This window comes from Moorena sp. SIO4G3 (assembly GCF_010692305.1).
GTDB lineage: Bacteria > Cyanobacteriota > Cyanobacteriia > Cyanobacteriales > Coleofasciculaceae > Moorena > Moorena producens_A.
In genome coordinates this window covers 1-21,103 of the sequence record NZ_JAAHIG010000049.1, presented here as the reverse complement: position 1 = coordinate 21,103, position 21,103 = coordinate 1, and the positions used below count along the sequence as shown (strand labels likewise).

General features: G+C 43.8%; 5 protein-coding genes. All 5 read left to right on the top strand.

Going from position 1 to position 21,103, the window contains the following annotated elements:
* Window positions 1-23 precede the first annotated feature (23 nt).
* The 5 genes from F6J99_RS12085 (at window position 24) to mnmH (ending at window position 20,947) form a co-directional block, all read left to right on the top strand.
* Window positions 24-6,572 (top strand): type I polyketide synthase, encoded by a 6,549-nt coding sequence (locus F6J99_RS12085; protein WP_293113125.1) that lies wholly within the window; start codon window positions 24-26, stop codon window positions 6,570-6,572.
* Window positions 6,572-11,401, top strand: coding sequence for a type I polyketide synthase (locus tag F6J99_RS12080; protein WP_293113124.1), 4,830 nt, complete (start codon window positions 6,572-6,574; stop codon window positions 11,399-11,401). The genes F6J99_RS12085 and F6J99_RS12080 overlap by 1 nt, the downstream gene beginning before the upstream one ends.
* A gap of 7 nt (window positions 11,402-11,408) precedes the next feature.
* On the top strand, window positions 11,409-18,119 hold the full coding sequence (locus F6J99_RS12075) for a type I polyketide synthase (protein ID WP_293113123.1): 6,711 nt from the start codon (window positions 11,409-11,411) through the stop codon (window positions 18,117-18,119).
* A 215-nt stretch (window positions 18,120-18,334) separates the two neighbouring features.
* Window positions 18,335-18,817 carry a lipocalin-like domain-containing protein gene (locus F6J99_RS12070; RefSeq protein ID WP_293113122.1) on the top strand — a complete coding sequence of 161 codons (483 nt, stop codon included), beginning with the start codon at window positions 18,335-18,337 and terminating at the stop codon, window positions 18,815-18,817.
* Window positions 18,818-19,882: 1,065 nt separating this feature from the next.
* Complete coding sequence (gene mnmH / locus F6J99_RS12065) at window positions 19,883-20,947, top strand: tRNA 2-selenouridine(34) synthase MnmH (RefSeq protein WP_293113121.1); 1,065 nt, start codon at window positions 19,883-19,885, stop codon at window positions 20,945-20,947.
* The last annotated feature ends 156 nt before the right edge of the window (window positions 20,948-21,103 follow it).

The following is a 21,103-nucleotide window of genomic DNA, read 5'->3' as shown; positions in this document are numbered from 1 at the left end:
ATTAATTTATTAAGATAAAAAAAATGAATCGACAAAATGAAGAAAATTTAATAGACGATCTAGATGACGATCTAGGTATAGCAATTATTGCCATGTCTGGTCGTTTTCCACAAGCTGAAGACACCAATCAATTTTGGCAGAATCTTAAGGATGGTGTGGAATCTATCTCCTTTTTCTCAAAGCAAGAATTGTTAGAGTCTGGCGTTAAAGTTGAATTACTGGATAATCCTAACTATGTCAAAGCCCGTGCTGTGATGTCAGACATCGATCTGTTCGATGCTAATTTCTTTGGCTATAGTCCCAAGGAAGCTGAAGAAATCGATCCGCAACATCGTTTGTTTCTTGAATGTGCTTGGGAAGCCATAGAAAGGGGTGGTTATAATCCAGATACCTATGGGGGTTTAATAGGGGTTTATGCTGGTGTTGGCATGAACAAATACTTATTGAGGAATCTTTATCCCAACCACGATCCTGATAATACATTGAACTCTTATCAGCTAATGATCAGCAGTGATAAAGATTACCTGGCAACTCGTGTCGCTTACAAGCTAAATTTAAGAGGACCTGCACTCAACGTTCAAACTGCTTGTTCAACCTCATTGGTCGCTGTCCACATGGCTTGTCAAAGTTTACTCAATGGAGAATGTGATCTGGCTCTTGCTGGTGGTGTCTCTATCCATATTCCCCAGAAAGCTGGACACTTATATCGAGAGGGAATGATTTTCTCTCCTGATGGACACTGTCGAACTTTTGATGCTAAAGCCAAGGGTACAATACCAGGTGATGGTGTTGGGATTGTACTTCTCAAGCGACTCAATAACGCGATCGCAGATGGTGATTCTATCCAGGCAATCATCAAGGGATCGTCGATTAATAACGATGGCTCCTTGAAAGTGGGCTACACCGCACCTAGCATAGAAGGTCAAGCAGCAGTTATTTCAGAAGCTCATGCTGTTGCTGGAGTAGATCCAGAGACAATCTCATACATAGAGGCTCATGGCACAGGGACAGAGCTGGGAGATCCGGTGGAAATCGCAGCTCTGACCCAGGCTTTTAGGTATAGTACGCAAAAGAAAGGTTTCTGTGCCATTGGCTCCCTGAAAAGTAATATGGGTCATTTAGATGCAGCAGCAGGAGTAGCAGGACTGATCAAAACTGTTTTAGCTCTTAAACATAAATTACTACCCCCAACGCTACATTTTGAACAACCCAACCCTAATATAGATTTTGCTAATAGTCCTTTATATGTTAATACCACTCTTTCCGAATGGAAAAGCAATGGAACTCCTCGTAGAGCAGGGGTTAGTTCCTTTGGTATTGGAGGAACAAACGCTCATGTAATCCTGGAAGAAGCTCCAGAAGCAATTAAAAAAGAAAATTCCCCAGAGCGTCCAGTTAATTTATTAACCCTCTCAGCAAAAACTCCAGAAGCACTGGCACAACTGGTAACCCGTTATCAAAATTATATAGAAACTCATCAGGAATTAGAAATTGCAGACATTTGTTATACTGCAAACACAGGACGTAAACATTTCAATCATCGTCTAGCTGTTATTGCTTCCAACCAACAAGAACTACTAGAAAAATTAAAAGCTCACCAAGCAACAGAACCAGTAACAGAAATTTTTTCCGGAGAAATACCTGGCACTAGTATAGCACAAGTTGCTTTCCTCTTTACAGGTCAAGGTTCTCAGTACGTAAACATGGGCAGGCAATTGTATGAAACACAACCAGTTTTCCGTCAAGCGATCGACGAGTGCAGCCAAATACTAGAATCCTATCTAGAAAAGTCCCTTTTAGAAGTAATCTATCCTCAAAACCCAGAAGATATCGAAGCATCATCTCTACTAGCTCAAACTGGTTACACCCAACCAGCCTTATTTGCTATTGAATACGCTTTAGCTCAATTATGGCAATCCTGGGGAATCAAACCAGATATAGTCATGGGTCACAGTGTAGGAGAATACGTAGCAGCAACAGTAGCAGGAGTATTCAGTTTAGAAGATGGTTTAAAACTAATTGCCATGCGGGGACAATTAATGCAAAAGTTGCCTGCAAGTGGAAAGATGGTTTCGGTGATGGCATCAGAGTTGAAAGTTCGTCACCTAATTACTTCATACCAAGAGCAAATAGCGACTGCTGCCATCAATGGACCGGAAAGTGTAGTGATTTCTGGTGAAGTAGAAGCTATAGATACCATTGTTAACAATCTAGAATTATCAGGAATCAAGACTAAAGAGCTACAAGTATCTCATGCCTTCCATTCACCGTTAATGGAACCAATGTTGGCAGAGTTTGAAGCAGTAGCTAAAGAAATAACCTATAATAAACCTCAGATATCACTGATATCTAATATTACTGGTTCAAGAGCAGACGATAGTATGGCCACAGGACAATATTGGGTAAATCATATATTGCAACCGGTGAAGTTTGCTCAAAGCATGGAAACTTTGCATCACCAAGGGTATGAATTATTCCTAGAAATCGGACCCAAACCAATTTTGTTGGGAATGGGAAGGCAATGTGTACCAGAAGAGGTGGGTGTGTGGTTGCCATCATTGCGTCCAGGAGTGGATGAATGGCAACAGATGCTTTCAAGTTTAGGACAGTTATATGTACAGGGAGCCAAAATAGATTGGTTAGGATTTGACCAAAACTATAACCGAGAGAAAGTAGTATTGCCGACCTATCCATTCCAAAGAGAAAAATATTGGATAGATAGTAACAATGGCTACCAACAAAAACCATATTTATCAACAACCAAATATTTGCATCCTTTACTAGGAGAAAAACTAGAACTAGCGGGAATAGAGCATCAACATCGTTTTCAATCATACCTAAGGGCTCAATCTCCAGACTACCTAAATCACCACCAAGTATTTGATAAGGTGCTATTTCCAGGTACAGGCTACCTAGAAATGGCAATGGCATTGGGAAACAATCTCTTCAGTTCCCAAGAGCAAGTAGTAGTTTCTAATGTGGTGATAGCGCGAGGGTTGATCCTACCAGAAACCGAACTCAAGAAAGTACAAACAGTAGTCAGCCCCTTAGAAAACAACAGTTATAAGTTTGAGATATTTAGCACAGCAGAAGCTGAAAGTCAACAGACGCCACAATGGAGATTGCACACAGAAGGAAAAATCTATCCAGAGCCAATTGCCAAAAGCCAAGCAACCATAGACCTAGAAAAATACAAAAGAGAGTGTTCTCAAGCAATAGAAATCAAAGAACATTATCAACAATCTAAGTCAATAGGTATAGACTACGGAAGTAGTTTCCAAGGACTAAAACAGTTGTGGAAAGGTCAAGGCAAAGTCCTAGCAAAAATAGCCTTACCGGAGGAATTAATAGAACAAGTAACAGACTATCAGCTACATCCAGCCCTATTAGATGTAGCGCTACAAATCACAGGTTATACTCTGGGAAAAATAGAAACAGATAAAACCTATCTGCCAGTAGGGATAGAGAAATTGAAACTGTATCGTCAGAGAATAAGCCAAGTATGGGCGATAGCAGAAAGACCAGAAGACAGCTTAACAGCAGACATTTTCCTGGTAGATAACCAGGGAACTGTGGTAGCCGAGCTGGAGGGATTAAGGATAATGGCCACAACAGCCGATGCCCTACTGAAAAGTGTGCAACCAGATATCAGCCATTGGTATTATCAAATCAACTGGCAAGCCCAAGCTCTACCATCAAAGAACCCATCAGCAGCAAACAGCAAATGGTTAGTGTTGGCAGAAGAAATTCAAGTATTAGAAGCACTACAACACAAAGGTGATGAGTGCATTAGAGTATCACCAGGACACAGCTATAAGCAACTAAGTCCACAACACTATCAAATCAATCCCACCAGGGAGGAAGAATTTGAACAATTGCTAGAAGAAAATCGAGGAATTACAGGAATTGTACATCTGTGGGGAGTGCAGAAATCAGAAAACAAAGACAACTTAGAATTAGAGAAAACTCAAGAAAATAGTTGTGCGGCAGCGCTGCATTTGGTGCAAGCAATCCTCAAGAGGAAGGGTGAAGAAATACCAAAGCTATGGTTGGTAACTCAAGGAACTCAGAGGGTAAACACAGACTTGGAAGTAATTAACCCTGAGTATGGAAGTTTATGGGGACTCGGAGGAGTAATTGCCCAAGAACACCCAGAGTTAAGGTGTAAACGCATAGACTGTGACCCAGAAGCAAATATTAATCAAAACCTAGATTCCCTAGTAGCTGAACTCTTATCAGAAGACATTGAAGACCAAATAGCCCTGCGTCAGGGAAGTCGTTATGTAGCCAGACTGGAACAAAAACCAAAGGAACAACCAATGAGTTCAGCAGGGCAACCAGTGCAATTAAAACTGTCAGAATACGGAGTGATAGACAACCTCAGTTGGGAGCCAATGCAGCGTCGTCTTCCTGAAGCCAACGAAGTAGAAATTGAGGTGGCGGCAGTGGGATTAAACTTCCGAGACGTTCTCAATGCCTTAGGATTACTCCAAGACTACTATGCTGAACACCTGGGCATTACCAGTGCCAAACAACTCACCTTCGGGTTGGAATGTGCGGGCACAATCTCTGCTATTGGAACACAAGTCTCACAGTGGCAAGTAGGAGACGAAGTAATGGCAAACATGCTCCACGATGGCTTCAGCAGTTTCATCACTATCCCCGTTGAGCATGTCATTGCCAAGCCCAAACAAATGAGTTTCAGCGAAGCAGCAACCCTACCCCTGACATTCTTCACCGCCTACTATGGGTTGCAACAGTTAGCCAAAATTCAACCAGGAGAGCGAGTATTAATTCATGCAGCAGCAGGAGGAGTAGGGCAAGCCACAGTACAAATAGCTCAACTGGCAGGAGCCGAAATCTTCGCCACCGCCAGTCCGAGTAAATGGGAATTTCTCAAGTCCCTGGGCATCAAACATATTATGAACTCCCGCAGCCTAGATTTTGCTGACCAAATCATGGAGCTTACTGCAGGAGGGGGAGTGGATGTAGTGCTCAACAGCCTCAACGGAGAGTACATTCCCAAGAGTTTGGAAGTATTAGCCCCTCAAGGAAGATTTGTGGAAATCGGCAAAATTGGGATTTGGGAGCAACAGCAAATCCAAGAAAAACGACAGGATGTCAGCTATTTCCCCTTTGATTTAGGAGAAGTAGCGCAACAACAACCAGGTGTCATAGCTCAACTACAAGAGGCATTAACCCAGCTATGGAACCAAGGAGAACTTGTTGCCTTACCCCACAAACTATTCCCTAGTACACAAATTACAGAAGCCTTCCGGTATATGCAGCAAGCCAAGAACATAGGCAAGGTAGTAGTGGAGATGCCACAAGTTTCTATTGAGCCCAAGTCCATCCAACCAGAAGCAAGTTATTTGATCACAGGAGGATTAGGAGCACTAGGATTGGAATTAGCCCAATGGATGGTAAAACAGGGAGCCCAGCATCTAGTCTTGAGTGGGCGTCGTGCTCCTAGTGAAAACGCACAAAAAGTGATCGGGAACTTAGAAACAGCCGGAGCCTCTGTAAGTGTCTTATTAGGAGATATTTCCTGTCAAGAAGATGTTGCCAAAACTTTAGAGGCAATATCGACATCATTACCCCCACTTAAAGGAGTGATTCATGCAGCAGGAGTGTTGGATGATGGGGTACTGCAACAGATGAGTTGGCAGCAGTTTACCAAAGTGATGGCACCAAAGGTGCAAGGAACTTGGTATTTGCATCAATTCACCAAAGATTTACCCTTAGATTTCTTTGTCTGTTTTTCCTCCATAGCTTCTCTTTTTGGGAGTCCAGGTCAAGGAAATTATGCAGCAGCCAATGGGTTTATGGATGCATTAGCTCACTATCGTCGGGGTCTGGGATTGCCAGGGTTGAGTATCAACTGGGGAGCTTGGGGATCAGCAGGCATGGCAGCTCGTTTAGATAGTCTCAATCAAAATCGACTGGAGAGTAGTGGGATGATTGCCATAGAACCAGAAAGGGGAATGCAGGCATTGGATTCATTGTTATCCGACTCTTCCAGTCAAGTTGTAGTGTTGCCCATTAATTGGTCAAAATTCGTCAAGCAGCTCCCTGGTGGGCATGGGAAAAAGATACCATTCCTAGAGGCTTTGATTTCGACTGAGCCATCATTAACCAAAAAGTCGGCATTCAGAGAACAACTCGAATCAGTACCAGTTTCAGAACGTCAGGAGTTATTAACCAATCAGATTCGCTCTTTGATAGCCAAAACCTTAGGCTGGACAGATACACAAAAGATAGGAATGCGACAACCTTTGTTTGACTTAGGATTAGATTCTCTGATGGCAGTGGAATTGAAAAATCGCTTGGAATCAAGCTTAGAAACAAGCTTAAGTTCAACACTATTGTTTGACTATCCGACGGTAGAAGCACTTGTAGAGTATTTAGCCAGTGATGTCATCTCGCTAGAGTTCTATTCTGACCTAGATGAAACAGAAAATGTAGAACAAGAGGAAATAGATAACGCATCTCGTTTTAAAGAAATGTCTGAAGAAGAAATGGCCAACTTACTAGCTAAAAAAATAGAATCTCTGGGAGGAAATAAAAGCTAATGAAAGAAAGTAAAAGCAGCCGTACTGTAAACTACAAAGCATTAATGGAAAATGCTTTTCGCCAGATAGAAACTTTGCAGTCTCAAGTAGAAACTTTTGAAAATAAAAAAATAGAACCCATAGCGATAATTGGCATGAGTTGTCGCTTCCCTGGTGGAGTAGACTCTCCTGAAGCCTTCTGGCAACTACTCAATGATGGAGTAGATGCAATCTCCGAAGTACCATTAGCGCGATGGAACATTGATGACTACTATGACCCAGACCCAGATGCTCCAGGCAAAATTTGCACCCGCGACGGTGGTTTTCTTTCACAAATAGATGGCTTCGATACTGCATTTTTCGGGATTTCTCCCCGAGAAGCTCACAGCTTAGACCCCCAACAACGCTTGTTGCTTGAAGTCAGTTGGGAAGCCATCGAAAGGGCTAACATTGTCCCAGACAAATTGTTTAATAGTCTCACTGGAGTATTTATTGGTATTGCTGGTAGCGATTACTCACATAGGCTGGTAACCTCTGAGATACCAGAAGCTTATTGGGGTACAGGTAATGCTTCGAGTGCTGCTACAGGTCGTTTATCATACATCTTGGGACTGACAGGACCGAATCTGGCTGTAGAAACGGCTTGCTCTTCCTCTTTGGTATCGGTGCATCTGGCTTGTCAGAGCCTCAGACAGCGAGAATGCAATATGGCTTTAACTGGTGGTGTGAATCTACTACTGTCTCCTGAGTCGAGTATTGTTTACTCTCAAGCAAAAATGCTATCTACCGATGGTCGGTGCAAGACCTTTGATGCCTCGGCAAATGGTTATGTGCGTGGAGAAGGATGCGGAATCATTGTTTTGAAGCGTCTTTCAGATGCTGTAGCTAATGGGGATAATATTTTGGCAGTAATTCGGGGCACGGCGGTCAATCAAGACGGGCAGAGTGGTGGCTTGACAGTACCTAATGGTCCTTCTCAAGTAGCTGTTATCCGTCAAGCTTTGGCCAATGGAGCAGTAGACCCAGCAGATGTTAGTTATATAGAAGCTCATGGTACAGGAACTTCTTTGGGAGACCCCATTGAAGTTGGAGCCATAGGAACAGTATTTGGTTCAAACCACTCTGTTGAGCACCCTGTAATCATTGGTTCTGCTAAGACCAACATTGGTCACTTAGAGGTAGCAGCAGGAATTGCCGGTTTAATGAAAGTAGTCCTGCAACTGCAACAGCAAAAAATAGCACCATCACTGCATTTTAACCAACCTAATCCCTATATTAATTGGTCTCAATTACCTCTACAAGTCTCAACTCAACTTACCCCTTGGCCAACCAATGGGAAGAGTCGCATTGCGGGGGTGAGTTCCTTTGGTTTTAGTGGGACTAATGCTCATGCAATCTTAGAAGAAGCTCCAATTCAAGTCAGAAGTCAGAAGTCAGAAGTCGGAAGTGAGGATATTGCCGAACGTCCAATTCATATATTAACTCTGTCAGCCAAAACTCAAACAGCTCTTGGTGAGTTAGTTAGTAGTTATCACAACTATCTAAAAACTCATCCCGAATTAAAGGTAGCTGATATCTGCCATACAGCCAATACAGGACGTGCACAGTTCCACCACAGACTAGCAGTTGTTGCCTCTAACCAACAAGAATTAGTTGAAAAACTCCGACAGCACCAAGAAGGAGAAGAAGTAGGCGGAATCTACTCAGGAAAACTGACAAATAACACCACAGTACCCAAAATCGCCTTCCTATTCACAGGACAAGGTTCCCAATATGTCAACATGGGAAGGCAGTTGTATCAACAAGCACCAACTTTCCGTGAAGCGATTCACCAATGTGATGAAATTCTCAGTGCTGTCGAAACTTTCCAGGAAAAGTCCTTACGAGAAATCCTCTATCCTACAGACAAAGATGAGTCCGGTTCATCCCTACTAGAGCAAACAGCCTATACCCAACCGGTGCTGTTTGCTCTAGAATATGCCCTCTTTAAGCTCTGGCAATCCTGGGGGATTAAACCAAATGTAGTTATGGGTCATAGTGTGGGTGAATATGTGGCAGCAACTGTAGCAGGAGTGTTCAATTTAGAAGATGGCTTGAAACTAATTGCCGCCAGGGGAAGGTTGATGCAACAGTTGCCCTCTGGTGGTGAGATGGTTTCAGTTATGACCTCAGAGTCGAAAGTCCGAGAGACATTGACGGCAATGACTCTCGGCAACAAAGTAGCCATTGCAGCAATCAACGGACCAGAAAGCGTAGTAATTTCTGGTGAGTCATTAGCAGTAAGAGCGATCGCAACTAACCTTGAATCTGTTGGCATCAAGACCAAACAACTACAAGTATCCCATGCCTTCCATTCACCATTAATGGAACCGATGTTGGCCGAGTTTGAAGCTGTTGCGAATCAACTTACCTACCATCAACCAAAGGTACCAATCATATCCAACGTTACAGGAACCAAGGCAGACAACAGCATCGCCACAGCACAATATTGGGTGAGTCATGTGCGCCAACCGGTAAGGTTTGCCCAAGGAATAAAAGAGTTAAACCAGCAAGGCTATGAAACTTTCCTAGAAATCGGACCTAAACCAATATTATTAGGGATGGGAAGGCAATGTTTATCAGAGGGGGCAGGTTTGTGGTTAGCATCATTGCGTCCGGGAGTAGAAGAATGGCAACAGATGCTGTCTAGTTTAGGACAGTTACATGTACAGGGGGCTAAAGTAGATTGGTTAGGATTTGACCAAGATTATGCTCGTGAGAAAGTAGCCTTACCTACCTATCCCTTCCAACGACAAAGGTATTGGGTAGAAAATTGTCAAGGCAGGGACAAAACCACAAAACAGTTATCGGCTAAAGGCTCTTCTCCTGTCACCGAGCTCCTTGATCAAGGAGACTACAAGCAATTGACAGCGATGTTGTCAGGACATGGCTCCTTGACAGCAGTTGAAGTTGTGCAGCAACTGATTGACCATCATCAAAAAGCACTGACACAAGCAGCTCTCAAGGATTGTTTATACCAGATAGAGTGGCAACTCAAGCCTTCAGCCCTAGCTCCAGAAAGCCCTTCCCAGGTTGGTCAATGGCTGATTATTGAGGGTGAGGAAACTGTAGCACAGAAGTTGGCAGAGCAACTCCAACACCAAGGGCATAGCTGCTATCTTCTTGAAAAGTCCCCTCTAGACTACTTACAAATATTGCAGCAAGTTCAAGAAGAAACTGAGCAACCTTTGTTAGGAATTATATATTTAACCCGTAAGGAAGTCCCTTCTCAGGCAGAAACTACCTGCCAAAGCTTGCTGGGACTAATACAAGCCTTAGTGCAACAAGACAATCCAACTCCAGCAAAAGTTTGGGTAGTTACAGCAGGAGCAGTAGCCTTGGGAGAGCACCCTATATCTGTTGCTCAGACACCTGTGTGGGGAATGGGCAAGGTTGCATCATTGGAACACCCTGAGTTGTGGGGAGGATTAATCGACCTAGAGCCGGATGAAACCGCAGAAGCTGGAATAACATGTCTTCTAAGAGAACTCCTGAACCCTGATGCTGAAGACCAAGTGGTATACCGTAAGGGAGAACGTTATGTGCCCCGGTTAGTTTCCAGTTCGCCTTCAACATCGAAGAAGTTCAAAGTAGAGCCAACGGGAAGCTATCTGATCACAGGTGGATTGGGAAGCTTGGGGCTGAAAGTGGCAAATTGGTTAGTCCAACAGGGAGCCCGCCATCTGCTCCTGTTCAGTAGGAAGGGTCTGACAGAGAAGGTGAAGCCAGCTGTGGAAGCACTACAAAAGGCAGGGGCTAAAGTCAGTGTCATAGCAGCGGATGTGGCGGAACAGACAGACATGGAACGAGTCTGGCAGCAGATGCAAGCAGAGGGGAATCCTCTCAAAGGGATTGTTCATGCCGCAGGAGTAGCAGGAGGATTGGATTTTATCGAAGAGTTGACGCCGGAAGCGTGGGAGGAAATGCTACGTCCCAAAGTCAAGGGGGGATGGAATCTACATCAGCTCTGTGAGAAGGAAAATCTGGATTTCTTCGTGTGCTTCTCTTCCATTGCTTCAGTGTGGGGCTCAAAAGGTCAGGCTCATTATGCAGCAGCGAATCAGTTCCTGGATGGGCTGATGCACTATCGTAACTCCCTGGGCTTACCGGGATTAGCGATAAATTGGGGACCCTGGGCAGGGGGTGGCATGGCAACAGATGAGGCTCAAGAATGGCTAGCTCAAATTGGAATAGAAGCCCTCTCACCGGAGTTGGCAATTTCTGCCTTGGAGCAGCTGCTTTCAGCTGACGAAGTTCAGGTGACAGTTAGTCGCAATGACTGGTCTCGCTTCAAAACTATGTATGCCCTCAAGCGTCCTCGTCCATTCCTAGAGCTCATAGCTACTGTGACTGAAGAGGTTGAGACAAAGACCGATATCGCCCCCAGTTTACGACAACAGTTGGAGGCTGTAACCGAAACTCAGAGGAGGAAAGTGCTGCAACAAGCACTACAAGAGGAAGTTGCCCAGGTTTTAGGTTTACCCATAACAAACAAACCAGACCCAGAGGTAGGATTTTTCGAGATGGGGATGGACTCGCTGATGGCAGTAGAGTTACAGAACCGATTGAGCAAGCTTTTGGGAGTAAATTTATCTTCAACTTTGATCTTTGATTTTCCTAACATTGAAAAGTTGGAGAAATATATAATCAACCAGTACCTTGCCAAAATTGACCTTTTTAAGACTGAGACTGATCAAGATGAACAAGAAGGGGAGATAGTGGAAGCTAACCTTCTAACCGAGATCAAGGAATCATCTAATCAAGAGCTTGAAAGCTCAATTGATAAAATATTGGAATCAATAATCAATTGAAAAAGTTATGTTGAATAAATTCACTCAAAAAGATCAGATTAAGCAACTGTCTCCTTTGCAGCGAGCCACATTAGCTCTCAAGAAACTAGAGAATAAGCTGAATAATACTTTGCACGAACCAATAGCAATCATTGGCATGAGTTGTCGGTTTCCCGGAGGTGCCTCTGATCCAGAAAAGTTTTGGCAGTTGTTGCAAAGGGGGATCAGTGTGCGCTCAGAAATCCCACCAGAGCGATGGGACATTGAAGCTTACTACAACCCTGATCCAGATGCTCCGGGTAAGATGCTCACCCGTTATGGGCATTTCATAGAGAATGTTGACCAATTCGACCCCGGATTTTTCGGGATTTCCCCCCGTGAAGCAGTAGCAATCGACCCCCAACACCGCCTACTGTTAGAAGTGAGCTGGGAAGCACTAGAGCAAGCAGGGCAAGTGTTAGAGCGACTCGATGAAGCAGCAGTGGGAGTGTTTGTCGGTAATGATGGTCATGACTACGAACAATTGCTCCAGCAGCACTTGCACCAGGAGCCAGAGAGTCCATTACTTACCCATGCAGGAACTGGTAGTGCTTTATCCAGTGCCGCAGGTCGTTTGGCTTACACCTTTGGCTTCACTGGACCAACAGTAACTATTGACACTGCTTGCTCCTCATCCCTAGTGGCGATTCATCAGGCCAGCAATAGTTTGCGACTCCGAGAGTGTCAGATGGCTCTGGCAGGAGGAGTGAAATTAAATTTGACCCCATTATCCTATATTGGTGCCTCCAGAGCCAGAATGATTTCCGTCGATGGTCAGTGTAAGACTTTTGATGTTTCAGCGGATGGGTTTGGACGGGGAGAGGGCTGTGGTATGGTGCTGCTGAAACGTCTGAGTGATGCACAGAAAGACGGAGACCAGATTTTAGCAGTGATTCGGGGTAGTGCAGTCAATCAAGATGGACCTTCCAGTGGGTTAACAGTCCCCAATGGAAGGTCTCAACAACGATTGATGAAGCAAGCCCTGGCTCAAGCACAGGTCAAGCCTTGTGAGATTAGTTATTTGGAGGCTCATGGTACGGGGACATCCTTGGGAGACCCCATAGAGGTCAATGCAGCAGTAGGAGTCTTGGGAGAAGATCGCACTCCAGAATCCCCGTTGTGGATAGCCTCGGTGAAGACGAACATTGGTCATTTAGACGCAGCGGCGGGAGTGGCAGGACTAATTAAAGCGGTGTTATCACTACAGCATCAGCTCCTGCCAGCCCATCTGCACTTGCACCAGCCAAATCCCAAGATTGACTGGGAGCCTTGGCTACAGGTACCACAAGAACTGACACCATGGGAGGTATCGGGTCGTCGGTTGGCTGGGGTGAGTTCCTTTGGATTCACGGGGACGAACGCCCATGTGGTGTTGGAGCAAGCCCCACCCCTACGAGAAAGCCCTCAGCTAGAGTGGGAAAGACCATTGCATGTATTGGGGTTATCCGCCAAGAACGAAGAAGCATTGTACCAGCTAGCCAAAAGCTATAGTCAACACCTGGAGAGCCATCCAGAGCAAGCACTGGCAGATGTCTGCTTCACTGCTAACACAGGAAGGTTGTCATACAATCATCGGTTGAGTTTGGTCCCAGGGACAACTGCACAATTGCAACAGCAGCTGAGGGCTTTCGGCACGGGGGAAGAGACAACTGGGCTGGCGAGTGGGGTAGTCAGTGGTGGTGATTCCTCCAGAGTGGCAATGTTGTTCACGGGTCAGGGTTCTCAGTATGTAGGTATGGGCAGACAACTGTATGAGAGCCAACCGACTTTCAAGAACGCTTTAGATGAGTGTGCAGAAATTTTGCAACCCTATTTAGACAGACCTCTACTGGAAGTTCTCTATTCGCTAGAAACAGACGAGTCTGTCTTGGAGCAGACAGCTTATACCCAACCTGCTGTCTTTGCTATGGAATATGCCCTATTCCAACTCTGGCAATCCTGGGGCATTAAACCAGATGTAGTCATGGGTCATAGTGTGGGTGAATATGTGGCAGCAACAGTAGCAGGAGTATTCAGTTTAGAAGATGGTCTGAAACTAATTGCAGCTAGGGGCTCTTTGATGCAGAAATTACCTGCTGGTGGCGAGATGGTTTCAGTCATGGCCTCAGAGTCGAAAATCCAAGAAACATTGAAGGCAATGACTCTCGGCGACAAAGTAGCCATTGCAGCAATCAACGGACCAGAAAGCGTAGTAATTTCTGGTGAGTCATTAGCAGTAAGAGCGATCGCAACTAACCTCGAATCAGTCGAAATCAAAACCAAACAACTACAAGTATCCCACGCCTTCCATTCACCATTAATGGAACCGATGTTGGCCGAGTTTGAAGCTGTGGCCAATCAAATCACTTACCATCAACCAAGGATACCAATCATATCCAACGTTACAGGAACCAAAGCAGACAACAGCATAACCACAACACAATATTGGGTGAGCCATGTGCGCCAACCGGTAAGGTTTGCTCAAGGAATAAAAGAGTTAAACCAGCAAGGCTATGAAACTTTCCTAGAAATCGGACCCAAACCAATATTATTAGGCATGGGAAGGCAATGTTTGCCAGAGGGAGCAGGTGTGTGGTTGCCATCATTGCGTCCAGGAATTGATGAATGGCAACAGATGCTGTCTAGTTTAGGACAGTTATATGTACAGGGGGCTAAAGTAGATTGGTTAGGATTTGACCAAGATTATACTCGTGAGAAAGTAGCATTGCCTACATATCCCTTCCAACGACAAAGGTATTGGGTAGAGATATCTAAAAATGACGCTCAAAAAAATGGTGGCATCCCATTAGAAAAGATCAGTACCCCGATCGTTAATCTGATTAATCAAGGAGAAACCAAAGCTTTAGCTCAACAACTAGAAAGAGTGGGAAATCTTTCTCCAACTGAAGTTGAATTTCTCCCAAAACTTATAGGACTGCTAGTTGAACAGCACCAACAACAACTAAAAGCACTCAGCATTAAAGATTTGCTGTATGAAGTTGAATGGAGAACTAAAGCCAATTTTAGTCAGTTGCTGCCTCCAGATTATTTGCTAACGCCACTAGAAATAGAGCATAAATTGCTCCCAGAACTAAAAGAATTAGTAACTCAGATAGACAATTATAGCTCTCTGGAAATTCTGACTCAGTTAGAAGAATTGAGCGCAGACTATATAGTGCAAGCATTGATAGAAATGGGCTGGTCATACAAACCTGGAGATATCTTTTCTACTGATGCTACAGCCTCTTGCTTGGGCATAATTCCTAGCCAAAGACGACAATTCAACCGAATGATCCAAATACTGGCAGAAAAAGGAATTTTCCAGTCAATCCAACAGCAGTGGCAGGTGCTACAAACCCTAGAAAAAGTCAACCCTACACAAAAGAGCCAGAGGCTACTGACTCAGTATCCCGATAAAACTGTAGGACTACTTCATCGTTGTGCATCTCAACTAAGTGGGGTACTACGAGGAGCAATAGACCCGCTGGAACTGCTGTTTCCTCAAGGAGATTTAACCGCCGCAACCAAATTGTATAAAGAATCACCTGTAGCACAAGTGATGAATACGATACTGCAAAAAGCAATCACTCAAGCTATTGAGAAATTACCACCGAGCCGAGGGATACGGTTGTTGGAAATTGGAGCGGGAACAGGAGGAACGACAAGTTATATTCTGCCCCATCTCAATCCCAACCAAACAGAATATATCTTCACCGATATCGGAGCATTATTTACCAGTAAAGCACAAGAGACATTCCAGAATTATCAATTCTTGGGCTATCATACCTTAGATATAGAGGTAGACCCGACCAGCCAGGGATTTGAGTCTCATCAATATGATGTAATTATTGCAGCTAATGTTCTCCATGCTACCAGCAGTATGAAGCAGACATTATCCCATGTACGACAACTTTTAGCGCCAGGGGGAATGTTGGTCTTGTATGAAGCAACAACTAGCTCTCGGTGGGGGGATTTGACATTTGGATTGTTAGAGGGATGGTGGAAATTCACTGATTATGATATACGACCAGACTATCCTCTACTGAGTCGTGATAAGTGGAAGCAATTACTTCGTGAAACAGGTTTTACTCAAGTAGTTACTTTACCAGAAATTGAGAGCATGCCAGAAGTTTTGTCTCAGCAGGCAGTGATTGTTGCACAAGCTGAGCAAACAGTGTCAGAGAAGACATCATCAGAACAGAAGCACTGGTTGATATTAGCAGATACCCAAGGAATTGCTCAAGAGTTGGCAACTAAACTACGCTCAATGGGAGAGACCTGTACTTTGGTATTTGCTGGAGAGCAATATCAACAAACAACACCAACAGAATTTACGATTAACTATCACAACCTTGCAGAATTTGAAAAATTGATAGCTGAAATAGCAGCTAATTCACCTTCAATATATGGGGTAGTGCAATGTTGGACAATAGACACTAAAGCGGCAGAATACATCAGTTCCCAGGAATTAAAAGATTTATCCATACAGGGGTGTGGTAGTACATTGTCTTTGGTTCAGGCATTGGTTACAGGGGGATTATCAAAACTGCCTCGGTTATGGCTAGTAACTTGTGGAGCGCAACCGATACCAGGAACTCATCCAGATGTCTCAGGATTAGCCCAATCTTCGGTCTGGGGAATGGGGAAGGTGATTGGTTTGGAACATCCAGAACTCAATTGTGTGCGAATTGATTTAGACTTGAGCCAGACTTTAGAGGCTCAAGGGTTGGCACTGTTCCAGGAAGTTTGGTCAGAGGATACAGAAGATCAGGTGGTATGGCGAGGGGATGATCGTTATGTGGCTCGGTTAATACGCTCTCATCCTGCAACCGAAGTTTCCCTACACTTCCGTGAGGATGCTACGTACCTAATTACAGGAAGTATTGATATTTTGGACGAGGTTGGACGTTGGATGGTATCGAAGGGAGCCAAGCATTTAGTATTGATGGGAAATTATTCACTGGATGATAGTGCAATTGAGAAATTAACCGAGTTAGAACTTGCTGGAACTGAAGTAGTAGTAGAACTTGCTGATCTGTCAGAAGTTGAATCTATAACTGGGGTGTTGAACAAGATTAATCACTCAAGATTCCCATTGGCAGGAGTGATTCATGCAGCCGGAATCTTGTCCGATGGAATCCTACAACACCAGACTTGGTCAAGCTTTGAGAAAGTGATGACTCCAAAAGTTCAAGGTGCTTGGCATTTGCATGAGTTAACTCAAAATCAACCATTAGACTTTTTTGTGTTGTTTTCTTCAGTGGCATCCCTTTTTGGTTCACCGAGTCAGGGAAACCATTCAGCTGCTAATGCTGTTCTTGATAGTTTAGCTCATTATCGTCGAGGTATGGGGTTGCCTGGATTGAGTATTCACTGGGGTGATTTGACTCAAGTGGGAGAAGCCGTTGAACATGGTGCAGAGGTGAGGGAACAGAAGCAAGCTCTGGGTTCCCTCACTCCAACTCAGATGTTGGAGTCTCTAGAGCTACTGATGAGTAGCGAGGTGACAGAAGTCGGGGTAGTGCCGATTAATTGGTCAGCTTGGCAAGAGAGAGTGGCACAATGGTTGTTCTTGAAGGATTGGGAAGAAACAATCAAGATTGCGTCTCCACAGCAATCCACTAAAAATGTTGAACTAATCCAAAAGTTGGCAACAGTTTCTACTCAAGAAGGCAAACAAATTCTGGTTGAATATATCCAAAAGCAGGTGGGGCAAATACTTAAAATCAATGCTTCAAACCTTATAGATCCACAGCAATCCATTTTAGAATTGGGTTTTGATTCCTTAACTGGTATTGAACTCAGAAGTAAACTTGAAAGTCAACTAGAAGTGACTATATCTGCTGACAAAATCCAACAAGGACTCAGCATAATTGAATTAGCAGAAGAGCTTACTAAACAACTGACTCAAGATGGTTATTCTCCAGAGATTATAAATTCTGAAGATGAAATTAAAGAATTGGTTGACAAAACAAGGCGTTGGATTGCATATCATCAACCAAAACCCAATGCTCGTCTGCGTCTATTCTGCTTTCACCCATGGGGTTCAAGTGCCTCAATGTTCCAAGGATGGTCTGATCAGCTCCTAACAGATATAGAAGTATTGCCAATTCAACTTCCAGGCAGGCAAAGACGCCTACAGGAAAAACCTTTTACGGAGTTTGTTCCTCTTATCCAGGTTTTAGGAGAAATTATCAGTCCTTACTTAGATAGACCATTTGCTTTTTTCGGCCATAGCATGGGAGCATTAATTGCTTTTGAACTTGCCCATGTTCTTGAACAAGAATACAATCTCAAACCACTACACCTTTTCTTAAGCGCTGCCCTACCACCATCCGATACTTCTTTATCAAAGGAGTTTGAGTCTTTCTCACAAGAACAAAGACTGAATTATCTTATGAATATTTCAGAAATTCCAAAAGATATTTATGACGATCCATCACTTTTACAAGAGTTGATGAATGTATTTAAAGCAGACCTTAAGCTATTACAAAGCTATACCTACGTGGAAAAACCTCCTCTGAGTTGCCCAATCTCTAGCTTTGGTGGCATCAACGATTCTTTGACAAGTGAAAAACAACTTTCAGAATGGTCGAAGTACACTTCTAGTACATTTGAAGTACAAATGTTTCCTGGTAAACATATGTTCTTGAAGGATAGCCAAAAACTGCTTTTGGATACAATTTATCAGATGCTATCTATTAAGATAGATATGATATGAGTAATATCATGTCCGGTTGAATAGTTATAAATAACGACGGAGGAGTCAGGAGTCAGGAGTCAGGAGTCAGGAGTCAGGAGGGAAGAGGAGGGAGTTTTAAGGTATAAGGAGGAGAAAGTTTTTTTGATCACTAATTATCCGGACATGATCTAAGTATTCAATTAGACGTACATAATAGCCATTCTCTAAAAAAAACAAGTAATTAAGGAACAAAAATGACACCTAGTATAGTTTCACAAGATGCTTTTGTCGGAACATGGAAACTTGTCGAACTGAAATCTGTAGATAAGGAACAAAAAATCAGTTATCCCTATGGCAAAAATCCCGTAGGCCACATTATATATACTAAGGAGGGATATATGTCAGCCTCAATTATGATGAGTAATCGCTTGAATCTTGGCTTATCTATGGAAGAAATCCAGAATGGTAGGAATGTATCAAAACTACAGTTAATAACAAAACTGAAGTATATAAAAGCAACTTTTAGATATTTTATGGCAGCGAGAAACTATATTTCTTATAGTGGAAAATATGAAATTAGAGATAATAAAGTTATTCACCATGTTGAAGTTAGTTTAATTCCAGATTGGACTGGTATAGAGTTGGAACGGACTTTTGAGTTTTCAGAAGATATACTTGTACTAACTGCATCATCTGCGAAGAATACCATTTACGTTACTTGGCAACGTGTTTCCTAGGACTTTCCAAGAGAATGTTTATTGGTTCAAGGGGTGAAAAGGTAGCTAAAAGCTAGGGAGCGACTTTCGCCCCTTCAGCCAAGTTACAAAATTGGGCGTTGCTGATTCTGGGTATGGTTTTGCACCCCTAGCACCCCAATTTTGGGAGGAACAAAACTCTTAAAGTTCCCCCCGGTGCCCTTGACCTAGGCGAATTTTAGAACCTTAGATGCGGAAAGCGCACCTAAGGTTGTGACATACTCCCACACGCTCATCAAAGATTACAGTGTGGGCTTCTTACCAACTCCACCCAACGGTATCGGCTTTCGCCGACGCTGCGCGAACGGATACACGGGTTACTTTATTAACGACACGGTCAGAAGTTACCGCAAGAAGAGTGGAGCCAAAATGGTTAGCAGGCTATGCATAACAGGGTTAAAACTTTATGATTAAGGCTCCACTCTTCTAAGGCTTCCTCTCCGGGATGCCCCTCCGCGCCGGAACAATACAATAAGTTCTGTTTTTTAGGAACGTAGGTGGCTGACAAACCAGCATTTAAGGTCTTTGGCCACGCTTCGCGAACGGCTTTGTTTATCAGTAAATATATTATAGCAATTCCATCCATACCCTGTGCAAAATTCATCCCACACCTAATGCTACGCATTAGGTGTGGGATGAATTTTTCCGGACAGCTAAACTTTGTCTTGATGCAGTCGCTCATGGTTTGAATTTACCGTAAGACAGTTGAGCCTTGTCTTGATGCAGTCGCTCATGGGGGAAACCCCCAAGACCGCGCAAATCACGCTAATCAATAAGTTTTACACATGCATCTGCATAGCCTACCAACCATAAAGGCGAGCCTGTCTTACGGTTTGGTCTCCGGGGGGAACCCCCAAGACCGCGCTGCATCGCTTTGTATTGTTCCGGCGGGTCGGGGCATCCCGTATCGTTAATAATAAAGTAACCCGTCTAACCGTTCGCCCAGCGTCGGCGAAAGCTGATACCGTTGGGTGGTGTTGGTAAGAAGCCCGGATTCGGGCTTGTCAACTTCGGGAGTATGTCACGAAACACAGAATTGAACATCGAATGCAGCGATCGCATAACTATACCCAGCAGCCAAAGGAAGAAGACTACAGCGAAATTATTGATGTGCGCTCCCCGAGTGAGTTTGCTGAGGATCATATGCCAGGTGCGATTAATCTACCTGTGCTCGATGATCAGCAACGGGCTAAGGTGGGGACTATCTATAAACAAGTGTCTTCCTTTGAAGCTCGTAAAATTGGTGCCTCTCTAGTTGCTGGGAATATCTCTCGACATCTAGAAAATCACTTTGCTGCTAAGGATAAAAATTACCATCCCTTGGTCTATTGTTGGCGGGGTGGACAGCGTTCCCAGAGTTTGGCAGCAGTGTTAGTTCAAATTGGCTGGCAAGTTACAGTTCTCGACGGGGGATACAAAACCTATCGAGCTTATGTAAGGGAACAATTAGAACAGTTGCCACAACAGTTTACTTACCGAGTATTGTGTGGACTAACCGGTAGTGGGAAAACCCTGATTTTGCGGCAACTTGCTCAGCGAGGTGTCCAAGTGCTGGATTTAGAAGAGTTAGCCAATCATCGAGGTTCCCTGCTGGGTCAAGAGTGGGAAGGTGAACCATTATCTCAACCATCCCAAAAATGGTTTGAATCCCTGCTATTGGAAAAATTGCAACACTTTGATGTCGATAAGCCAGTATGGGTGGAAGCAGAAAGCAATAAGATTGGACAAATTTATTTGCCTCATTCAGTATGGCAAAATATGAAGGATGCTAGCTGTGTGGAAGTTGAGTTACCCCTGGCACGTCGAATTGAATGGTTGTTGCAAGAGTATCCTCACTTGGGTACTAACCCTGAGTTTTGCAAAGGTAAGCTAAAGTCTCTAAGGTCTCGCTATGGCTGGAAAAAAATTAACCAGTGGTATGAGATGATTGATAGGGGTCAAGGTCATGCTTTGGTAGGAGATTTGCTTGAAACTCATTATGATCCAGCTTACCGCCGCTCGATTAGTAAGTGTTATGGAAATGTAGAATTTACCTTACCGATTGTGGATTTATCAGATCAGAGTGTTCAGACTTTTGTCAATAGTTTAGTGTCTTTGACGGAATTATCCTAAGCTAAAACGCATTAAAAATCAGTTTTAGCAAGGCAAAAGGCAAAAGGCAAAAGGCAAAAGGCAAAAGGCAAAAGGCAAAAGGCAAAAGGCAAAAGGCAAAAGGCAAAAGGCAAAAGGCAAAAGGCAAAAGGCAAAAGGCAAAAGGCAAAAGGCAAA